The organism is Aquirufa sp. ROCK2-A2 (assembly GCF_054558485.1).
In genome coordinates this window covers 97,106-116,780 of the sequence record NZ_JBPXKA010000008.1, presented here as the reverse complement: position 1 = coordinate 116,780, position 19,675 = coordinate 97,106, and the positions used below count along the sequence as shown (strand labels likewise).

The 19,675-nt window shown below is 37.0% G+C and carries 17 protein-coding genes and 1 tRNA gene; 5 read left to right on the top strand and 13 right to left on the bottom strand.

The genetic code is table 11. The features are described 5' to 3' along the window. Nucleotides 1–22: 22 nt before the first annotated feature. The 9 genes from V7S76_RS10780 to V7S76_RS10740 all read right to left on the bottom strand — a co-directional run bounded on the left by V7S76_RS10780 (nucleotide 23) and on the right by V7S76_RS10740 (nucleotide 11,307). Nucleotides 23–1,111 carry a cytochrome c oxidase subunit II gene (locus V7S76_RS10780; protein WP_459510114.1) on the bottom strand — a complete coding sequence of 363 codons (1,089 nt, stop codon included), beginning with the start codon at nucleotides 1,109–1,111 and terminating at the stop codon, nucleotides 23–25. 34 nt (nucleotides 1,112–1,145) lie between these two features. Further along, nucleotides 1,146–2,501, bottom strand: a complete 1,356-nt coding sequence (locus V7S76_RS10775) for a quinol:cytochrome C oxidoreductase (protein ID WP_459510113.1) — start codon at nucleotides 2,499–2,501, stop codon at nucleotides 1,146–1,148. 32 nt (nucleotides 2,502–2,533) lie between these two features. Further along, entirely contained in the window at nucleotides 2,534–3,145 is a 612-nt protein-coding gene (locus tag V7S76_RS10770; protein ID WP_459510112.1) for a c-type cytochrome, read from the bottom strand. Nucleotides 3,146–3,184: 39 nt separating this feature from the next. Then, a complete protein-coding gene (locus V7S76_RS10765) occupies nucleotides 3,185–3,703 on the bottom strand; it encodes a DUF3341 domain-containing protein (RefSeq protein WP_459510111.1) in 519 nt (172 codons plus the stop codon). Between the two features lie 29 nt (nucleotides 3,704–3,732). Further along, on the bottom strand, nucleotides 3,733–5,133 hold the full coding sequence (gene nrfD, locus V7S76_RS10760; protein ID WP_459510110.1) for an NrfD/PsrC family molybdoenzyme membrane anchor subunit: 1,401 nt from the start codon (nucleotides 5,131–5,133) through the stop codon (nucleotides 3,733–3,735). 45 nt (nucleotides 5,134–5,178) lie between these two features. Next, nucleotides 5,179–8,220, bottom strand: a complete 3,042-nt coding sequence (locus V7S76_RS10755; protein WP_459510109.1) for a TAT-variant-translocated molybdopterin oxidoreductase — start codon at nucleotides 8,218–8,220, stop codon at nucleotides 5,179–5,181. 45 nt (nucleotides 8,221–8,265) lie between these two features. Next, nucleotides 8,266–9,474 (bottom strand): cytochrome c3 family protein, encoded by a 1,209-nt coding sequence (locus tag V7S76_RS10750; RefSeq protein ID WP_459510108.1) that lies wholly within the window; start codon nucleotides 9,472–9,474, stop codon nucleotides 8,266–8,268. A 316-nt stretch (nucleotides 9,475–9,790) separates the two neighbouring features. Next, a tRNA-Cys gene (locus V7S76_RS10745) sits at nucleotides 9,791–9,861 on the bottom strand. A 198-nt stretch (nucleotides 9,862–10,059) separates the two neighbouring features. Beyond that, on the bottom strand, nucleotides 10,060–11,307 hold the full coding sequence (locus V7S76_RS10740; protein ID WP_459510107.1) for a metallophosphoesterase: 1,248 nt from the start codon (nucleotides 11,305–11,307) through the stop codon (nucleotides 10,060–10,062). A 95-nt stretch (nucleotides 11,308–11,402) separates the two neighbouring features. Here V7S76_RS10740 and V7S76_RS10735 point away from each other — a divergent pair, with 95 nt between their 5' ends. Beyond that, nucleotides 11,403–12,188, top strand: a complete 786-nt coding sequence (locus V7S76_RS10735; protein ID WP_459510106.1) for a Rossmann-fold NAD(P)-binding domain-containing protein — start codon at nucleotides 11,403–11,405, stop codon at nucleotides 12,186–12,188. Between the two features lie 146 nt (nucleotides 12,189–12,334). Here V7S76_RS10735 and V7S76_RS10730 read toward each other — a convergent pair whose 3' ends face one another. Continuing rightward, complete coding sequence (locus V7S76_RS10730) at nucleotides 12,335–13,117, bottom strand: DUF2520 domain-containing protein (protein ID WP_459510105.1); 783 nt, start codon at nucleotides 13,115–13,117, stop codon at nucleotides 12,335–12,337. Then, the gene (locus V7S76_RS10725; RefSeq protein ID WP_459510104.1) at nucleotides 13,117–13,635 is read right to left on the bottom strand and encodes an HNH endonuclease; all 519 of its coding nucleotides are present in this window, start codon (nucleotides 13,633–13,635) and stop codon (nucleotides 13,117–13,119) included. The genes V7S76_RS10730 and V7S76_RS10725 overlap by 1 nt, the downstream gene beginning before the upstream one ends. Nucleotides 13,636–13,758: 123 nt before the next feature. On the opposite strand from V7S76_RS10725, the gene V7S76_RS10720 reads away from it, so the two are divergent. After that, nucleotides 13,759–14,952, top strand: a complete 1,194-nt coding sequence (locus tag V7S76_RS10720; protein ID WP_459510103.1) for a M20 metallopeptidase family protein — start codon at nucleotides 13,759–13,761, stop codon at nucleotides 14,950–14,952. After that, nucleotides 14,953–15,417 carry an META domain-containing protein gene (locus tag V7S76_RS10715; RefSeq protein WP_459510102.1) on the top strand — a complete coding sequence of 155 codons (465 nt, stop codon included), beginning with the start codon at nucleotides 14,953–14,955 and terminating at the stop codon, nucleotides 15,415–15,417. Between the two features lie 109 nt (nucleotides 15,418–15,526). On the opposite strand, the gene V7S76_RS10710 is transcribed toward V7S76_RS10715, so the two are convergent. Then, nucleotides 15,527–15,991, bottom strand: coding sequence for a hypothetical protein (locus tag V7S76_RS10710; protein ID WP_459510101.1), 465 nt, complete (start codon nucleotides 15,989–15,991; stop codon nucleotides 15,527–15,529). Nucleotides 15,992–16,085: 94 nt separating this feature from the next. Between V7S76_RS10710 and prfA the strand changes: the two genes are divergently transcribed. Beyond that, nucleotides 16,086–17,156 carry a peptide chain release factor 1 gene (gene prfA / locus V7S76_RS10705; protein WP_459510100.1) on the top strand — a complete coding sequence of 357 codons (1,071 nt, stop codon included), beginning with the start codon at nucleotides 16,086–16,088 and terminating at the stop codon, nucleotides 17,154–17,156. Between the two features lie 21 nt (nucleotides 17,157–17,177). On the opposite strand, the gene V7S76_RS10700 is transcribed toward prfA, so the two are convergent. Continuing rightward, nucleotides 17,178–18,206 (bottom strand): sensor histidine kinase, encoded by a 1,029-nt coding sequence (locus V7S76_RS10700; RefSeq protein ID WP_459510099.1) that lies wholly within the window; start codon nucleotides 18,204–18,206, stop codon nucleotides 17,178–17,180. Nucleotides 18,207–18,309: 103 nt separating this feature from the next. On the opposite strand from V7S76_RS10700, the gene purB reads away from it, so the two are divergent. Continuing rightward, nucleotides 18,310–19,674 (top strand): adenylosuccinate lyase, encoded by a 1,365-nt coding sequence (gene purB, locus V7S76_RS10695; protein WP_459510098.1) that lies wholly within the window; start codon nucleotides 18,310–18,312, stop codon nucleotides 19,672–19,674. The last annotated feature ends 1 nt before the right edge of the window (nucleotide 19,675 follow it).

Sequence of the window (19,675 nt, the reverse complement as noted above, 5' to 3'; positions counted from 1 at the left end):
TTTTACTTTCTTCTGTTCTAAATTATTTTGCAGTTACTTCTGTTGCTGTACTATCTACTGATGTTGGTTCAGCAGGTACAAAATATTTTTGTGCTTTCGCTTTTAAATTTGCAGGAACTTTATCCATGTAAGATGGATTTAAAGTAAGGAAAGGTTTTTGTTCAGCTTTCCATTTTGCATAATCTTCAGGCTCATCGACAAATACGGTGATAGACATACCAAAATGTCCTCTTCCACAAATTTCTGTACAATTTAACTTAAAGTTGAAATCACTTTTTCCTAATTTGGCTCTCATTTCAGCAGTTGAAACGGTTGGAGTAAACCAGAATTTAGTAGGCATACCTGGTACAGCATCCATTTTTACTCGGTGAAACGGTAAATATACCGAATGCAATACATCTTGAGCTTTAATCTTCAATAATACAGGTTTGCCTTTTGGAAAGTGTAATTCAGTTGCGGTAAAGTCGTCAAATGAATTTTTATCTGTAAAGTCAATACCGATGTTATTTGTATCATCGATCAATTTATAATTGAAATTACCCAATGTATTATCATCGTTTCCAGAATATCTCACGTACCAACCAAATTGGTGTCCAGTAATTTCAATTACCTCAGAACTACTTGGTGCTTGAGACGTAATATCTCTCCATGTTCTCCAACCTGTAAATACTAAAATCGCCATAACGATTGCTGGAATAACTGTCCAAATAACCTCTAGTTTATGATTGACTGGATAAAAGGTAGCTACTCTATTTTTGTTATAACGGTATTTGTAAGCGAAGAACAATAACAAGGTGTTAGTTGCAAAAAATGCTAAAGTAACTACACTCATGGATACCCAAAACATTTTATCTGTATCAACCCCATGTGCAGAAGCTGCTGTTGGTAAAAAATCAGGTTGTGCATTTAAAAATGACCAAACTCCAGCAATTGTACCAACCAACCAGAATAGTAACATTCCGTAAGCATTTGTATTGTTGTTTGAATCTAGTGCTTCATCAGCATTGGATTCACCTCCACCTAAATTTTTATTTAACTTTAAACTTTTGCTAATTAATACTATCGCAAGAATAAAGAAAACTATGGATAAAAGACCTATCAGGTAATTCATAAGATTTTATTTTTGATTCGTTCTTTTTAAAATATTAAATATCGTGGTGTAATGATTCTGGCAAGAATGGATGATTTTTGGCAACCAAAGATGCTTTTGTCAATTCGTCTGAAATAACATAGATAAATGCAGAAGCAAAAACTGTTACCATTCCAAATTCAACTAAACCAAATCCTCCATGTGGTCCAACTACTCCCGGCATAATCATTTGATAAAAATCGATATAATGACCACCGATAATAAAGAAACACGCTATTTTCAAGAATATTCTTGTTCTTTTTGCATCTCTTGTCATTAAAACTAAGAAAGGCATTAAAAAGTTAAAGAAAATGTTTAAAATTTCTGCTGTTTTGTAAATTTTGTTATGTCCTTCCCATCTTTCTAGGAAATAAATGGTTTCTTCAGGGAAGTTGGCATAGTAAATCAACAAGAATTGAGAGAACCATACATAAGACCAAAAGATGGAGAATGCAAACATAAATTTACCCAAATCATGTAGATGTGAGTCGTTTACATATTGCATATAACCTTTGTCTTTCAAATAAAGAATAGTTAAGGTAATTACAGCTAATCCTGAAACGTGCCAAGAAGAGAACATGTACCATCCAAACATTGTAGAGAACCAGTGTGTATCGATGGACATAACCCAATCCCAGGCTGACATTGAGCTTGAAATACCCATCACCACGATAAATGCTACGGCAATTTTGACCATTTGATAGAAAGTCTCTGTTCCACCATTTAAATCTTCTTCCAACGATTTTTTACGGATAGTTGTCCAAAGACCTAACCATAAAACAAAAAATGCTACTAATCTTGCGATAAAGAACGTTTTGTTTAAGTATCCAGCCTTACCTGCAATGATTTTATCATAATTTTCACTACCTACTTCCGTTACACCATGGTGCATCCAATGGAAGATTACGTCTCCTTTAAAGAAGAATACCGCCAATAAAATAGGGAATGTAATGTATAAGAATTTAGGAAATGCTTCAGGTACTCTTTTAACTACTGATGACCAACCAGCTTTAGCTAAATATTGCAATGAAACAAAGAACATACCAATAACAGCGATTCCGGTAAAGAATACACCGTTCAACCATACGTTTGCCCAAATTCTATTAGTCCAATCGTAATGTGAATTCGGTTGATGAGATGCTGCACCACCAGATAAATGTTCTGCTGCTGCTTCGTGACCCGCCTTTACAGCTTCGTGACCAGCATTGGCAACTTCATGTCCACCAGCTTCGCCTTTTGATAAAAGGTAAATTCCAACAACTAAAGCTACTAATCCTGCAACGAAAGCATAAATAATTCTCTTTTTGCCTTCAGAAGTGAATTCGAAATGCTCTTCTACATTTGCTGGGGAAAAATGTGAATGTCCCGCCATTTTTATCTCTATTTAATAATTAATAATTGATCCTATTGTTTTTGTAATTCATGTACATAAAGTACAATTTTCCAACGATTTGCTGAAGATATTTGTGATCCATGTGGCCACATTCTACCTTTTCCATGTGTAATGACGTGATAGATATGTCCATCATTTAATGTCTTTAAAGCATCACTTGAATAAATCGGAATACCTTTGTATTGTTTTGCCACTAAACCATCGCCTTTACCAGTTTCACCATGGCAATGCTGACAGAATCTTTCGTATTGTTGCTTTCCAGCTTCAATATTTTCTGGAGTTGCTGCCAACGGATTGGTTAATAATTTTTCGGAATAGGAAATACTATCGTTTGGAATCGTTTTTGAAATCAAATCTTGGCTCAAAAATGCTTGTTTAACACTATCTGGACCGGTGAATTTGTTTCTGGCCACAGTCCCTTTAACAGGTTGACGCATGTTCATTCCCAATGGATTAATGGTATTTGTATCACCTGCCGTTTGTGTCATCGGTTCATAAGCTACCGAATGATACATGTTAGGTGCAAATTCTGTACCTGTATCGTTTGGATTTTTTCCGCAAGAACTTAGTAATCCAATTGCTAAACCTGCTAAAATAACGACTTTGTTGCTTTGATTAAACATCTTATTATTCTTCTTCTTGAACAATTTGTTCTTGATTAATTATTTAATATTTACTTCAACAGCTCCTGAACTTTTCAAGGCTTTTGTAATTTCTTCTTGACTAATTTTATTTTTAGACAAGTCGATGGCCATTACAAAACGATCATCTGTGATTCTTAGATCTAATACATCGATCTTTTTTCCTGGATATAATCCATTGGAAATACAGAATGTAGTCACCATACCAAAGGCTGTGAATAACACGGTTCCTTCAAAAGTAATTGGAATCCAGTCTGGTAATGCAAAGAAATCTTTACCTCCAATAATCATTGGCCAATCAAATACCATGGTGTAGTTGATCAATGCTTGTGCGCAAATAAATCCTAAAGATCCAAACATAAATGCTGCGATGGGCAGACGCGTACGTGCGTGTCCAATAGCGGTATCTAATCCGTGGATTGGGAAAGGAGTATAAACTTCTTCAATTTTGATGCCTTTAGCCTTTACTTCGCTTACAGCGTGTAAAACTTCATCCTCATCATCAAAAACTCCTAAAATGTAATTACTTGTAGAACTCATAATATTTTAATTTCTGATTTCAAATTTTCTTATTCTTCGCTTTTGCTTGCCTTCGCTGCTTTTTTAGCCGGGAAGTTGGTTGAAACTCCTTTCATTACCGATTTTACTTCCGCCATGTTTACAACTGGTAAAAACTTAGCAAATAAGAAAAATAAAGTAAAGAATAAACCAAATGAGAAGATGTAATCTCCGATATCATACATCGTTGGAGAGAACATAGCCCAAGAAGATGGGATATAATCACGGTGCAACGAAGTAACAATGATTACAAAACGCTCAAACCACATACCTACGTTAACGACGATAGATAAGAAGAAACTTACCAATAAGTTGGTACGAATGCTTTTTGACCAGAACAACTGAGGAGAAATTACGTTACAAGTCATCATCATCCAATATGCCCACCAATATGGACCTGTGGCACGGTTAATGAATGCATAACTTTCATATTCAACTCCAGAATACCAAGCAATAAAAAATTCTGTTAAATAAGCGATACCAACAATTGAACCCGTTACCGTAATAATGATATTCATCATTTCAATGTGTTCAATTGTGATGTAATCTTCTAATTTAAATACAACACGAGTAATCAATAACAACGTTTGTACCATTGCGAATCCGGAGAAAATCGCACCCGCAACGAAATAAGGAGGGAAAATGGTCGTATGCCATCCTGGAATAACAGACGTTGCAAAGTCCATGGATACAATGGTGTGTACAGAAAGTACCAAAGGAGTAGAGATACCTGCCAAAATCAATGACATATATTCATATCTTGCCCAAGTTTTTGCAGATCCATTCCAGCCTAAGCTGAATAAACCATACCAGAATTTTCTTCCTTTTGTTGTTGCTCTATCACGAATGGTTGCCAAATCTGGTACTAAACCCATGTACCAGAATAACAATGAAACAGATAAATAAGTGGAGATAGCAAATACGTCCCATACCAAAGGAGAGTTGAAGTTAACCCATAAAGAACCAAAAGCATTTGGTAAAGGTAAAGCCCAATGAGCTAACCAAGGACGACCCATGTGAGCCAAAATAAATGATGCAGCACAAAGTACAGCAAAGATAGTCATCGCCTCCGCTGAACGGTTGATAGATGTTCTCCATTTTTGACGGAACAATAATAATACAGCAGAAATCAAAGTACCTGCGTGACCGATACCTACCCACCAAACGAAGTTGGTAATGTCCCATGCCCAACCGACAGTTTTATTTAATCCCCAAACACCAATTCCTTGCCACCAAGTATAAAATAAGCAATAGGCTCCATAAGCAAAGATAATGCATGAAATGCCAAATGCCCATTTCCACTCTTTGGTTGGTTCTCCCTCTACCTGCTTGCAAATATCGTGGGTGACATCTGAATAAGATTTGCCTCCAGTAACTAGGTGCTCTCTTATGGGTGATACAACGTGCGACATATATTTATTATAGTTTATTACGTTTTAAAAATTTTATTTCAACAATTATGCTTGGTGACCTTCTTTATTTCTCACTTTCATTAAGTAAGAGATGTTAGGCTTAACATTGATTTCTTCAATCACACCATATGCTCTACCTTCTCTCTCAACAGCTAATAATTTTGAGATTTCAGATGCAGGATCGTTCATGTCTCCAAAAGTAATCGCATTGGTTGGACAAGATTGAGCACAAGCTACTTGGATTTCTCCATCTACTGGTCTTCTCTTTTCTTTCTTCGCTGTTAATTTACCTTCTTGGATTCGTTGAACACACATTGAGCATTTTTCCATAACTCCACGAGAACGAACTGTTACATCTGGGTTAATCACCATACGACCTAAGTCATTGTTGAAATGGAAATCAAATTCATCTGTTTGGAAATAACGGAACCAGTTGAAACGACGAACTTTGTATGGGCAGTTATTTGCGCAATAACGGGTACCAATACAACGGTTGTAGGTCATTTGGTTCAACCCTTCAGATGAGTGCGTTGTTGCTAATACTGGGCAAACCGTCTCACAAGGAGCGTTGTTACAGTGTTGACATAACATGGGTTGGAATACAACTTCCGGATTATCAGAAGCAATTTCTAATCCTTTGACATCTTCTACTTCTGCATCAGATGAGTAATAACGGTCAATACGCATCCAGTGCATTTCGCGACGATTGATTACTTCTTGGCGACCAACTACTGGCACGTTGTTCTCTGCTGAGCATGAAACCACGCAAGCAGAACATCCTGTACAAGTATTCAAGTCAATCACCATACCCCAAGCATGGTTATTGTATTTATGGCCATTCCAAAGCGTAATGTCCATCGCAGATTTTTTACCTTCTGCTGTGCTAATTTCTGGCTTATATCTTCCTGATTGCGGATCTTTTACAAAAGCACCCAATACAGTTTCTTGAACGACTGCTTGACGAGCCATTACTGTATGGTGTGTTTGTGTTTGAGCAATCGCTTTTTCTTCTCCTGTTGATGTTAAGATAACTCCTTGTGTACATACGCCTACACAAGCACCGTTGATTTCTGAAATAAAAGGGTAAGCGTTTACTCCAACTCCATCAGCTGATTTACCTGCTTTTGTTCTTCCGTATCCGATAGCGATAGCAATCGTATCTGAAGCTTGACCTGGTTGAACAAGTATTGGCAATGTTACATCGTAACCTTTTGCGCTTACTTTAACTACGTCTCCTTGTTTTAAGTTTAACTTTGTAGCAGTTGGTTGCGAAATAGATGCATAATTGTCCCAACATGCTTTTGAAACTGGCTCAGGGAATTCTTGTAACCAAGGATTATTGGCTTGTGAACCTGTTCCTAAACCTACTTTTTCATAAACGGCAATTTCTAAATCAGAAGAATTGGCCTTGTATGTTTTAGAAATCGCTGCAGCTGATGCATTTACATCTACTAAAGGACTTGCACTTGATACAATTTCTGCTGATCCAAAAACCCCATCATGTAACGCTGCTTTCCATTGAACGGCTCCACCTTTCAAGATATTTGCTTCCCAATTACGCTCTAAGTAGGTAGCATAATCTCCTGCAATACCAGCCCAAGTTATGAAACTATCTTGCGCTTGGCGAGTTTTGAAAATGGTAGAGATGGTTGGTTGAGATAATGAATAAGATCCTGCTTTTGGTTCTGCATCATTCCATGACTCTAAATAATGTGAATCTGGTGCGCTGAACTGACATAAAGAGGCTGTTTCATCTGCTCTTTCGTTGGTTGCTAAACTTAAACCAATGGAAGGTAAAGCTTTTGCTAACGCAGCACCCATTGGATGATTGTAAACCGGATTTGCATTATAGAAAATAACTGCAGCGATTGAACCTGCACCTACTTCTTTAATGAAATTAGCCATCGCCATATCATTACCTTGACGGTAATTTACAGGAGTAGCTGTATTGATAGTTGTTCCGTAAGCACCAACTAAAGCGTTGATGGCTACTACAATTTTTTGAATTTCTGGGTCATTTGATCCAGCAACTACGATTGAAGCACCTTTTGATGCAACTAAATCTTTCGCAGCTTTGTCTAAATGATCTATTTTAACACTTGCACCTGCAATTGCTGCAGCTCCTGTTAGTTTTGCTACTGCATTGTATAAGGCAACTGCTACTAAACCTTCTTGAGATGGTTTGTATGCAGAACGATAATCAGCATTAGCACCTGTGTTGGATAAAATCGTCTCAAATTGGTAATGACGAGACATTTCTTTTTTACCACCTTTTTCCGAACTAACACGGCGAGTGATCGCCCATTGTGCAGCGAATTCAGTAGGAGCAACCCAAGTTCCTAAGAAGTCAGCTCCTAGGGAAACGATGGTTTTAGCTTTACTGAAATCAATGCTTGGCAAAACTCCACCATGTGCTTGAGTCAAACCATAAGCTGGATTGGCATCATATACCACATGTTGAGTTGTTGGATATTTCGAGATAAAATCGCCAATTACTTTTTTCGTAGATGGTGAAAGAATGGTGTTAGAAACGATTCTGATTTGACCACCTTTGGCAGCAACTGCTGATAATTTAGCAACAAATTCTTTATCTAATTGTGCCCAATCGGTTGATTTACCACCAGCTTGAGGCCCTTTTAATTTTTCGTTGTCATAAAGGCTAAGAACGGAAGCATGTGCTCTAGCTGATAGGGCACCTTTAGAAACAGAAGAAAGCTTATTTCCTTCTATTTTAATTGGACGACCTTCACGAGTCTTAACCAAAATTGAAGCGTACTCTCCACCGTCAACATACGTGGATGCATACCAGTTGGCGATAGTTGGCTCAACATCTTCAGGTTTGTTCAAATAAGGGATGGTGTTTTTAACCGGCGCTTCGCATGCTGCCAATGAAACTGCAGCTACACCAAAACCTAACATCTTTAAAAAATCACGACGATGAGTTCCTGATCCATCTACCAAAGATTCTCCTTTAGCTTCATTTTCAGATGGCATATTGCCAAACTCATTGTGGATATTTTTAACAAACGATGGCTCATTGGTTAGCTCCTCAATTCCTTTCCAATACCTTTTGTTCGAATTTTCCATATAATCTTTCTTATTCAGAATAATTTTGAATCTTTTATAATACTATTAATAATGGCACTTAGAACATTCTAAACCACCGATGTTTTGAACCTTTAAAGGAGTCTTGCTATCCTTGTTGTGTACTTCGACTAATTTGTCATAATAGGCATTGCCTTTGGAATTAACATCTGTTGCACGGTGGCAATCGATACACCATCCCATGGTCAAAGTAGAACGTTGCTCTACTACTTCCATTTTCTCAATTTCTCCATGGCAGTTTTTACATTCTAAGCCACCAACATTGGTATGTTGAGAGTGATTGAAATATGCTAAGTCTGGTAAATTATGAACACGAACCCATTGAATAGGTTCGTTTTTTTCTAAAGCAGTATAGATTTTTTGAATCTCAGGTGATTCTCTTTTGATCGCATTATGGCAGTTCATACAAATATTTGCTGAAGGTACGTTAGCACCTTTTCCTTCGTATACTCCAGTGTGACAATAGTTACAGTTTATTTGATATTGACCAGCATGTAATTTATGCGAGAATTTAATAGGTTGCTCTGGTGCATATCCTTGATGAATACCTACTCCGTAAGCTGAATCTATGGTCGCTTTACCACCAAGCAATAAAACTAAAACGATAACCCCTGTTTTAACAGATGAATTAGCAGCTAATTGTTTCGCGTTTTCAGCTAATCTTTGTAGAAGAGGTGTTTCTGCTTCAGTATTAGTTGTTGATAATTTGCTTAAGGAATTGACAATTGATAATAATGCGATTAACACCAAAACCATAATAGCTAATAAAGCCACTAGTAATACTTCCATAATTCCACCTGAGCTTTGAGCTGGAGCGGCTGCGCCTTCGGCTGGTGCTGCTCCTGGAGTTGCTGCCGCTGCCGCAGGTGCAGCATTGGATGCATCAATGTAGGCAATTATTCCTTTGATTTGAGCTTCCGAGAAATTCGGATAAGGAGTCATTGCAGCTTTGTTGAATTTGTTATACAAGTCGTTTGCATATTTATCACCTGAAGCGATAACAGCTTGTGGATTGTGTACCCATTTCACGATCCATTCAATGGGACGACGTTCACTTACACCTTTAAGGCCTGGACCTACCAATGTTTCATCTGTAGATGCGTGACATGCCGCACAGTTGTTTTTAAATAAAGATTCTCCTTCTGCTGCATCTTGAGCCAATGTTGAATTTGATAAAGCAAATGTCAACACGAAAGAAAATAAAAGGGTAACGAGACTTATTTTTTTGCAAAACATAATATTAGAATTCTCATTTTAATTCAGTCCGCAAAACTACAATCCGATTTTTTAGGAAACAATTAATTTCTTATTCATTTTCAGGTTTTTTTAAGAAGTAAAGGCTTATTTAGAATTTTTCAAAATAAGTCATTCTTTAATTTGTATTTTTTTTATACATTATTGGATAATTGGTAATAGGTCAAAGGTAAAAGGTATTAGGTAAAAGGTAATAGGCAAAAGGTATGTACTTGCCTGAATTTGGTTGTCACTTTTCTTTTCTCTTGCCTCCATGCCAAATAAAAAAACCTCCCAATTTTCATTGGAAGGTTTTGGGAGGCTTCGAGCGGATTCGAACCGCTGTACAAGGTTTTGCAGACCTCTGCCTAGCCACTCGGCCACAAAGCCCTTTAATCGGGACACAAAATTAGCATTTTTTTAATAATTGCACAAATCATTTCTAAAATTATTGTTTTATAAAAAATCTTAACTCTTTTACTTTTCTAGCGTTTTACCGCTTTTGGCTTCCTGAGTCTCAACCAATGCTTTGCCTATTTTCTATTTCTATCTTCTCTTTTCTATCTTCTCTTTTCTCTTTTCTCTCTCCTACGAGGTCAAAGTGAAAACAGAAATTTCTGGTGGCATACCGACTCTACCAGGATAACCTAAATACCCAAATCCTCTGTTCACATACAATTGTTGATTGCCTTCATGATACAATCCTGCCCATTGTTTGTAAACATATTGTGCAGGAGACCAATTAAATCCACCAATTTTTACTCCAAATTGGGTCCCATGGGTATGTCCCGCAAATGCAACATCAATATCATGGTACTTTTTGGTTACTTCTGCATTCCAATGCGTAGGGTCATGAGAAAGCAATAATTTGGTGCTTACTTCTTCTGTTCCTTTATATGCTTTTTCTAAATTCCCATACCAAGGAAAGCGACCAACTCCGATATTTTGAACGCCAATCAATGCTAATTTTTCACCCGATTCCTCCAAAATTTTATGTTCATCCATCATTAAATTCCAGCCCATTAATTCGTGTGCTTTCATTAAATCTTTCAAGTTTTCTTTTTTAGCGGCCGGACTTTTCCATCTTACATAATCGCCATAATCATGATTTCCCAGAGTACTGTAAACTCCTAAAGGCGCCTTGATCTTGGAAAACATATTGAAATAATCCTCCACTTCTTTTGCTTCATTATTCACTAAGTCGCCTGTAAAAAAGATTAAATCGGTTTTCTCTCGCATGATCATGTCGACACCCCCTTGAACCGCTGTCTTGTTGAAAAAACTACCTGAATGTATATCGGATACTTGTGCAATTCGTAAACCATTAAAAGCTTTAGGTAAATTCGGGATTTTCAATTTTACATTTTCTACACGGTAATCATGCGCACCCGAAATGATTCCAAAAGTGAAGGTGGCAGCGGGTATAGCTCCCACAGCAAGGGCGGTTTTGGCAATGAATTCGCTTCTGCTTATTGAATTTGCAACGGTTTCATTTGGATTGATAGCTTGTTTGGTTTGATGAAATCCCCATCTCAAAAGACGGGTTAAATCTTCAATCATTAAAAATAGCAAGATGAAAATTTTGGAAAAAATTGAGATCATCACAAATGCCATGAAAGTGATCCTTAACTCGTTTCTCCAAAAATGTAATGGCAAGAAATTGTAGGCAAATATACCTAGGAAAACCAAGGCCGTGAAACCCCAATATCCATATTTGACGGCATTTTGTATTCCTTCGGAGGTGTTATTGAAAGCTAGTTTTACTGCTTGCCAAACATAAGTGTCTATGCCCAAAAGGAATATAGACATGATAGGAATAAAGAGTAATTTGTTCATAATTTTAAATCAAAACAGGGTCTGGTTCAGAATTTTGGTAAATGTCAGAAATAGTAAACTATTAATTTAATAAATTTGTTCCGTAATACACAATTATGCAAATTTCAATTTTTGGTGGTGGTTGGATTGGAAATCCTTTGGCAAAAAATTTAGCTAATTCGGGTCATACCGTCAAAGTTACCAAATCCTCCTATCGTTCGCTGACTCCATCCGCTAATTTATTGGAATTGGATTGGAAAGCTGAAGCAAATCTGCCCGCTGATCATTGGACATATTTATGCCATTCAGACATTCAAATTTGGACCATTCCGCCGAGAAGGAAACAGAATTCCTCCGATTTCTACCTCTCTGTTTTACGGGACTGGATTACCCATTTAGATTCTAATAAGGTAAAAAAGATAATTTTTTTATCATCGACATCCGTTTATCAAAATAATAACTCATGGGTTAATGAGTCGTCTGATTTGGATGAATCATCCTTGATTACTCAAGCGGAAAAAATCATCCAGACAGCTAATTGTCCATTTATTATCTTGCGACTAGGTGGTTTGATGGGCGAAGAGCGTTTTGTGGCCAAGTACTTTTCTGGTAGAGAAGTGGATGGAGGAGAATGCCCTGTCAATTATGTCCATCAAAAAGATGTTTTAGCTATCTTGGAAAAGGCAATTCAAGACATTGATGGCGGAATTTATAATGTTGTAGCGCCTGAGCATCCGTCCAAAAAAGAAGTAGGAGATGCCGATTGTGAAAGAAGAAATTTGCCAAAAGCCATTTGGAATCCAGGCGTTTGTCCTTCTTTTAAACTTGTTTCATCGGATAAATTGACGAAGGAATTAGCGTATGAATTTATAGAACCTAATCCGGTTAATTTTAGACACTAATTACTCGGGTCTATTGTCATTAAAATTATTACTCATTTTTGGTAATAGAATTATGAGCTATTTTAAATCATACATTCATAAAAACCAAATAAATTATATTTCAGACAATAAGTAGTTAGAAATAAATACCTATTACCTGATACAACTTACTTCCGCTTAATACTTTTGATTAAATTCTTATAAACTTCTTGCATCTCATCGGTCTTGATCATATCTAAATGGTCAAAGGTTTGACGGGAGCTCGGTAATTGAGCAATTTCGGAATCTTTATCCGTTTCTTCCCCTGAGAAATAGGCGTTGATTTGGTGATGAACCAATGAGCTAATGAGTCCAGCCTCCAACTCAATTTCTTGCAACAAACCTTTCGCTTGGTCCAATAATTGACGAGTGAAAAGTCCAGCCATCAGGCTCGCTAAATGTATTCTTTTTCTTTCTTCCGAATTAACCAAATACATTAAATCGGTGATGTCTTTGGCTAATTGAATCAAAATTCCTTGTGTTTCCTCCAAATGGGTTTCTAGGCAAATAGGAGTTTTGGTTAAATTGATTTTTTTGCCAATTTGAAAAAATTGCAATGGATAAAAAACGCCAATTTGATTGGTACTTTCTCGGTTGGGATCATATAAAGTAGCTGCCTCGTTCAATGGAAAACTGGCTGCTACCAGGATTAAAGTGGCATATTTGGGCAATAATAATTCAGGTAAGACCTGTGGATAAGCGGTTTCGGGGACACAAACAAAAAACACATTCGCAGCTGATTCAGAAAAATCCAAATGCTCTTGAACATGCGCATTGTACAAGGATGAGACTAATTTATTGGCTTTTTGAGGATTTCTACTAAAAACCTCTTGAACACTATTACCTGCATTTTCTAAAGCTGGAGCTAAATTCCAAGCCACATTTCCGGCACCGATAAACGAAATTTTCATTATTGTATGATTTGTTCCTTTTTTGATCCAACAAATGGAAGCCATTGCTGGTCCAAAATTCCTGAAAAATTCCGCAAAAACATAATAAAAGATGGTTTATATGGTTTCCGCAATAATTGCATGCCAGCTTCTTCTGGAGTGAAATGTCCTTTTTTCGAATTACAATATTTGCAGGCGGTTGTCAAATTATCCCAGGTTGTACGCCCTTGTCGAGACTTAGGAATCACATGATCCAAGGTTAAATGCTCTCTTGATCCGCAATATTGACACTTGTTTTCGTCTCTTTTGAAAACATTTTGTCGACTTAGCATGACTCCCTTGTAAGGGAAATACACATATTTGTATAAGCGGATGACGGATGGGTAAGGGAAGGTTTGTGTGATGGAATGAAGTTTTTCGGTGTCACATTCAGCAACTAATTCAGCTTTATTCAGATAGACGAGTAAGAATGCTTTTGGGCTAGAACATATCGTCAGCGCCGAATAATCTTGATTTAAAACTAACACTTTCCGACTCATTGGCAATAGATTTAAAAGAATAAACTCTCCATCCGACCATCTGTTTTTAAAGTTACTAAAAATAAGTATTTGATAGAATAAGCATCGACAATTTATTAGCTTTGTAAAAATAATAGCCCTTTTATGTCTTCAGTTCTGGAAAAAATAAAAAGTTTAGCAGATCAAAATTCTCAGGAAACGGTATCGAATAGACAATACATTCATCAAAATCCGGAACTGTCTTTTCAAGAATTCGGAACTCAGGCCTATGTGGAAAAACAATTGACATCTTACGGAATCAAAACGGAGAAAATAGCCAATACAGGCGTCATTGCCTTAATTGAAGGAAAAAATCCGCATAAAAAAGTAATTGCCTTGCGTGCGGACATGGATGCTTTGCCCATATTGGAAGAGAATGATTTGCCATATAAATCTCAAAATCCAGGAGTCATGCATGCTTGTGGACATGATGTACATACTTCATCTTTATTGGCTACTGCCAAAATTTTACAATCCATCAAAGATGAATTTGAAGGAACGGTGAAATTATTGTTTCAACCTGCGGAGGAAAAAGCACCTGGTGGCGCAAGTATCATGATTAAAGAAGGCGCTTTGGAAAATCCTAAACCGAATGGAATTTTAGGCCAACATGTTGCGACCAATATCCCTGTTGGGAAAATTGGCTTTAGAGAAGGGATGTACATGGCAAGTGCAGATGAATTGTATTTAACGGTTAAAGGATTGGGTGGGCATGGTGCCATGCCAGACAATTGCATTGATCCTGTCGTGATTGCCTCACACATCATTGTGGCCATGCAACAAATTATTTCAAGAAATAAAAATCCAAGGCTTCCATCTGTCTTAACATTTGGGAAGTTTATTGCCAATGGCGCGACAAATGTTATCCCCAATGAAGTAAAAATTGAAGGAACGTTTCGTGCCATGGATGAAACTTGGAGAGCCGATGGTTTAGCTAAAATGAAGAAGTTGGCAGAGGGGATTGCAGAAGCAATGGGTGGTTCATGCGACTTTCATGTTTTGAAGGGTTATCCGTTTTTGCAGAATAATCCGGAGCTGACTCGAAGAATGAAATCTGCGGCGATAGAATATATGGGGGAAGACAACGTTATCGACTTGGATATTTGGATGGCGGCAGAGGATTTTGCTTTTTATACCCACCATGTAGATGCGTGTTTTTATCGCTTAGGTATTCGAAATGAGGCAGATGGCATCATTCATGGTGTACATACTCCTAATTTTAATATAGATGAAAAAGCCCTTGTACATGGGCCTGGCTTAATGGCTTGGTTAGCTATTCAAGAATTAAGTTTCTCATAAATGATTTGGACAAATAAATATATGCGAATTTTGATTTTGCTTATCGGTGGAATATTCTTTTTTTCTTGTCAAAAAGAAAGTAATCCATCCAATTTATTAATTACCTCAACGGTCGTTTCTAATTCCGACCTGCGCAATAAAAAATGGCAGTTAACTCAATTGAATTCCAAATCCATCGAAGATGACGTTAATGCCTATTATATAAAATTTGACGCCAAAGAGGATCAGTTTAGTGCAAAAGCAGGATGCAATACAATGTTTGGCTCTTTTCAATTGGGAGAGAATACGAAAATTTCATTTTCTAACGTAGGTGCGACGAAAATGTATTGCCAAAATATGGAAGTAGAAAATCAGTTTGTTCAATTGTTGGAAAAGACCAATCAAATTAAATTGAATCAAAATATCTTATTATTTTCTTCCACTGACGCTCAGGCTTTAGCTAGTTTTCGATTGGTTGAAAACTGATGATGTAATAGGTAAAAGGTAATAGGTAAAAGGTATTAGGTAATAGGTAAAAGGTATGTTTTATATCTATCGAATTAATCTTACATCTTATATCCAACCACTTTCCTATCTACTTCTTGCCCATTCCCATAACGACTTCTTTTTTAGCGAATCCAATCATGATGATTTGTTTTTTCGGATTCGTAAAAATGTAAAATAAGCTATCTCCTTGGGTGTTTTTTTGGATGCTTGCTGGAATTTCTTGATGTTGTTCAATGCTGTAATTGATTGCATCCAAGGTTTCTTTAATTTTTCGATCTTTTGTTTTAGCCAATAATTCTTTTGGGTCGCCACTTAAAATTTGGATGTGGTATTTATTGGAAAGAATTGCACTTGAATCCAAGGATTTCTCCAATGTTGATTGAATGATTTGTCCAAGGCGCTCTGTTTCTAAGACGATATCTTGTGGTAGAATTCTTTTCACTTCTCTTTCCCTCATTTCTCTGACAGCCGCAGTGGTATCGATTCTTTTGGAAAAGTCGCAAGCGTTCAGCATAAATATGGAAGCCAGAAATAAGAAATAGTATTTTTTCATAAAATCAGATTTCTACAAAGGTAATCGAGTATAGCAGAAAGGGCAATGAATTTAATTGTTATCTTTGCAAAGTTTTTTAAAAATTAAATAGATTATGCTGGAGCAGTTAGAGGCCATCCGAGAAAGATTTTTAGAAGTAGAGCAACAAATTGCTATGCCGGAAGTTGTTTCCGATTTAAAGAAATTCAAAACTTTAAGTAAAGAGTACAAGGATTTACAAAAAATTGTTGATCAATATATTGCCTTTCAAAATATTATCCGATCCATTGAGGAAGCTAAAGAAGTTATTGCTACTGAAAAAGATGAGGATTTTCGAGATATGGCAAAAGCTGAATTAGAAGAATTGTTGCCTCAACAAAAGGATTTGGAAGAGCTATTGAAAGAAATGTTGATTCCAAAGGATCCCAACGATTCCAAGGATTGTATTTTGGAGGTTCGTGGTGGAACTGGTGGAGATGAGGCTTCTATTTTTGCGGGTGATTTATTCCGAATGTACCAAAGGTATGCGGAAAAAATGGGCTGGGCATTCCAAATCATGGATTTTACAGAAGGATCCGCTGGTGGTTTTAAAGAGATAATTGCTTCCGTTCAAGGGGAGGATGTATATGCTAAATTAAAATTCGAATCGGGAGTACATCGAGTACAACGTGTTCCTGCAACAGAATCTCAAGGACGTATTCATACTTCTGCTGCTTCAGTGGCGGTATTGCCTGAAGCGGATGAAGTGGATGTGCAAATCAATATGAACGATATCCGAAAAGATACGTTCTGTTCTTCAGGAGCAGGTGGACAATCGGTAAATACAACCTATTCTGCAGTTCGTGTAACACACATTCCATCGGGCTTGGTCGTACAATGTCAGGATGAAAGATCGCAAATCAAAAATTTCGACAAAGCCATGACCGTATTGCGTTCAAGGTTGTATGAAATTGAATTGGCAAAAAGAAATGCTGAAATTGCTGGAAATAGAAAATCCATGGTTGGTTCAGGTGACCGTTCAGATAAAATTAGAACCTACAATTACCCTCAAGGGCGTGTAACGGACCACCGTATAGGTTTAACTGTTTATAATTTACCAGTTGTGATGGATGGCGAAATTGCGGAATTTATCGAGCAATTGAGAATTGCCGAAAATGCAGAAAGATTAATGGAAGGAGGGAATTGAGGTATTATCTATTATCTCAATTCACGATTTCTCCAATTTAAACTCAAAACTAGTTCCTTTGTTGATTTTCGACTGAACCGAAATTTTACTTCCGTGCGCTTGTACGATGTGCTTTACAATGGATAAGCCCAAACCTGAACCTCCGCTTTGTTTGGCTCTACTTTTGTCGACCCGATAAAAACGTTCAAATAATCTGGGTAAATGTTCTTCTGGAATTCCTGGTCCATTATCTCTGACCGAAATGGTGTACATTTTTTTGCGTTCTTCAATATGTACATTGACAACTCCGGGCGAATTTCCATATTTGATTCCGTTTACGATCAAATTCGATAATACTTGGGAGATTCTTTGGTAGTCAGCTTTTACCATGATTGGGCTATTCGGTGCTTTAATGGAAAGTTCTACTTTGCGACTTTTTGCCTTGTATTCTACTTGTTCGAAAATTTCCTGAATAACGGTTTTTAAATTGATGCTTTTTTTATCGATTTTAACGGCTCCAGTTTCAATTTGGGAGACTGTTAATAAATCCTTAACTAGCAAATCGAGGCCATCCAAACTTTTCGCGGCTTTTTCTAGAAATTTAACCCGTATTTCTTCTTCCTCTTCTGGGTTGTCCAATAAAGTATGTACAAATCCTTGGGCTGCAAAAATGGGTGTTTTTAATTCATGTGACACATCTGCTAAAAATTCTTGACGGTACTTCGCTGCTTTTTTTAGTTCCTTTACTTCGTCTTCTTTGGAGCTAACGTAGGTATCCAATTCTTTTCTTAGGAGTTCAATAGGATTCTGTTTGGCTAGCAGTTGTTTACGGGGAATAACTTCAAAATTCTTTTGTTTGATTTGTTTAATTCGGTCATACAATTGATTGACCTCTTGAAAAACGAGATAATCTAATGCAAAAAATATCAAAATTGCGCCGAAAATAAAGCTACTGATAAAGCAAACGAAAAGTGTAAATGAATCGGATTGCGGTAAAAAGGAAATGAAAGCTGTGGCCACACAGGCAATAAAAAAGGCTAAAATGACCGAAAGGTATCGTGGACTTAGCATATTTTGAGAAAGCTTTTTGTTATGAGAAAGCTCATATTTACAAATTTAATCTAAAATCCTATTTTACCACATTTTTTGTACCTTTGCGCTTTGAAAATAATGTATGGAATTAAATTTATTAACAGCCATTACTCCGGTAGATGGTAGATATCGTCGCCAAACTCAAGCTTTAGCACCTTACTTTTCGGAATTTGGATTAATTCAATATCGCGTTCGGGTTGAAATTGAGTATTTTATTGCGCTTTGTGAAATACCTTTGGCTCCTTTGGCATCTTTTCCTCAAGAAGCCATTCCCTATTTGAGAAACATGTATTTGGATTTTTCGGAGTCAGATGCTTTATGGATCAAAGAAACAGAAAAAGTGACCAATCACGATGTGAAGGCCGTCGAATATTTTATTAAAGATAGAATGTTAGCCTTATCTGCTCAGTTTGGTGATTTATCCCCATACTTAGAGTTCATACATTTTGGATTAACTTCTCAAGATATCAACAATACTGCCATCCCGTTGTCGATGGTGGAGGCACATCAAGCTCTAATTTTACCTGCCTATCAGTCGGTAGTGGAAGTATTGGATGCTTATGCCAACGAATGGAAAAATATACCTTTATTAGCTCATACGCACGGACAACCTGCATCTCCAACACGCTTGGGGAAAGAGGTGAAAGTATTTGTAGAGCGTTTGAATCGTCAATTGGATTTGTTGGCCCAGGTTCCTTTTACAGGTAAATTTGGTGGTGCTACGGGTAATTTCAATGCTCACCATGTGGCTTTTCCTGCCATTAATTGGCCAGAATTTGCGGCAAAACTGCATTCTGATTTAGGAATTACTCGAAGTAAATACACCACTCAAATTGAGCACTATGATAATATTGCTGCTTATTTTGATGGATTGAAGCGTTTAAATACCATTTTAATCGATTTGTCCAGAGATATTTGGTCTTATATTTCAATGGGTTATTTTAAACAAAAAATCAAAGCAGGAGAGATTGGATCTTCAGCGATGCCTCATAAAGTTAACCCCATTGATTTTGAAAATGCGGAAGGAAATTTAGCGATAGCAAATGCGCTGTGTGAATTTCTCTCGGCTAAATTGCCTATTTCAAGATTACAAAGAGATTTGACCGATTCAACGGTTTTAAGAAACATTGGTAGTCCATTGGCTCATATCTTGATTTCTTTAAATTCTTTGCAGAGAGGTTTAGGGAAATTGGAATTGAACGAAAAGAAAATTCAACAAGATTTAGAAGATAATTGGGTAGTTATTGCGGAGGCGATTCAAACGGTGTTAAGGAGAGAGGCTTTCCCGAAACCTTATGAGGCCTTGAAAGATTTGACACGTCACAACGGAAAAATAGACCAAGCTGTTTTCCACGATTTCATTCAAGGTTTAGCCGTTTCAGATGCGATTAAGCAAGAATTATTGTTGATTAGTCCATTTAATTTTGTGGGTAGAGACGAGAATTAAG

Bases quoted from the DNA above. Each gene is read 5' to 3' on its own strand.
- V7S76_RS10730 (WP_459510105.1), bottom strand. From the start codon at position 13,117: ATGAAAATTTCGTTTATCGGTGCCGGAAATGTGGCTTGGAATTTAGCT.
- V7S76_RS10725 (WP_459510104.1), bottom strand. From the start codon at position 13,635: ATGAGTCGGAAAGTGTTAGTTTTAAATCAAGATTATTCGGCGCTGACG.
- V7S76_RS10740 (WP_459510107.1), bottom strand. From the start codon at position 11,307: ATGAACAAATTACTCTTTATTCCTATCATGTCTATATTCCTTTTGGGC.
- V7S76_RS10775 (WP_459510113.1), bottom strand. From the start codon at position 2,501: ATGGCGGGACATTCACATTTTTCCCCAGCAAATGTAGAAGAGCATTTC.
- V7S76_RS10755 (WP_459510109.1), bottom strand. From the start codon at position 8,220: ATGGAAAATTCGAACAAAAGGTATTGGAAAGGAATTGAGGAGCTAACC.
- V7S76_RS10765 (WP_459510111.1), bottom strand. From the start codon at position 3,703: ATGAGTTCTACAAGTAATTACATTTTAGGAGTTTTTGATGATGAGGAT.
- V7S76_RS10700 (WP_459510099.1), bottom strand. From the start codon at position 18,206: ATGCTAAGTCCACGATACCTTTCGGTCATTTTAGCCTTTTTTATTGCC.
- V7S76_RS10710 (WP_459510101.1), bottom strand. From the start codon at position 15,991: ATGAAAAAATACTATTTCTTATTTCTGGCTTCCATATTTATGCTGAAC.
- V7S76_RS10770 (WP_459510112.1), bottom strand. From the start codon at position 3,145: ATGTTTAATCAAAGCAACAAAGTCGTTATTTTAGCAGGTTTAGCAATT.
- V7S76_RS10750 (WP_459510108.1), bottom strand. From the start codon at position 9,474: ATGTTTTGCAAAAAAATAAGTCTCGTTACCCTTTTATTTTCTTTCGTG.
- nrfD (WP_459510110.1), bottom strand. From the start codon at position 5,133: ATGTCGCACGTTGTATCACCCATAAGAGAGCACCTAGTTACTGGAGGC.
- V7S76_RS10735 (WP_459510106.1), top strand. From the start codon at position 11,403: ATGCAAATTTCAATTTTTGGTGGTGGTTGGATTGGAAATCCTTTGGCA.
- prfA (WP_459510100.1), top strand. From the start codon at position 16,086: ATGCTGGAGCAGTTAGAGGCCATCCGAGAAAGATTTTTAGAAGTAGAG.
- purB (WP_459510098.1), top strand. From the start codon at position 18,310: ATGGAATTAAATTTATTAACAGCCATTACTCCGGTAGATGGTAGATAT.
- V7S76_RS10780 (WP_459510114.1), bottom strand. From the start codon at position 1,111: ATGAATTACCTGATAGGTCTTTTATCCATAGTTTTCTTTATTCTTGCG.
- V7S76_RS10715 (WP_459510102.1), top strand. From the start codon at position 14,953: ATGATTTGGACAAATAAATATATGCGAATTTTGATTTTGCTTATCGGT.
- V7S76_RS10720 (WP_459510103.1), top strand. From the start codon at position 13,759: ATGTCTTCAGTTCTGGAAAAAATAAAAAGTTTAGCAGATCAAAATTCT.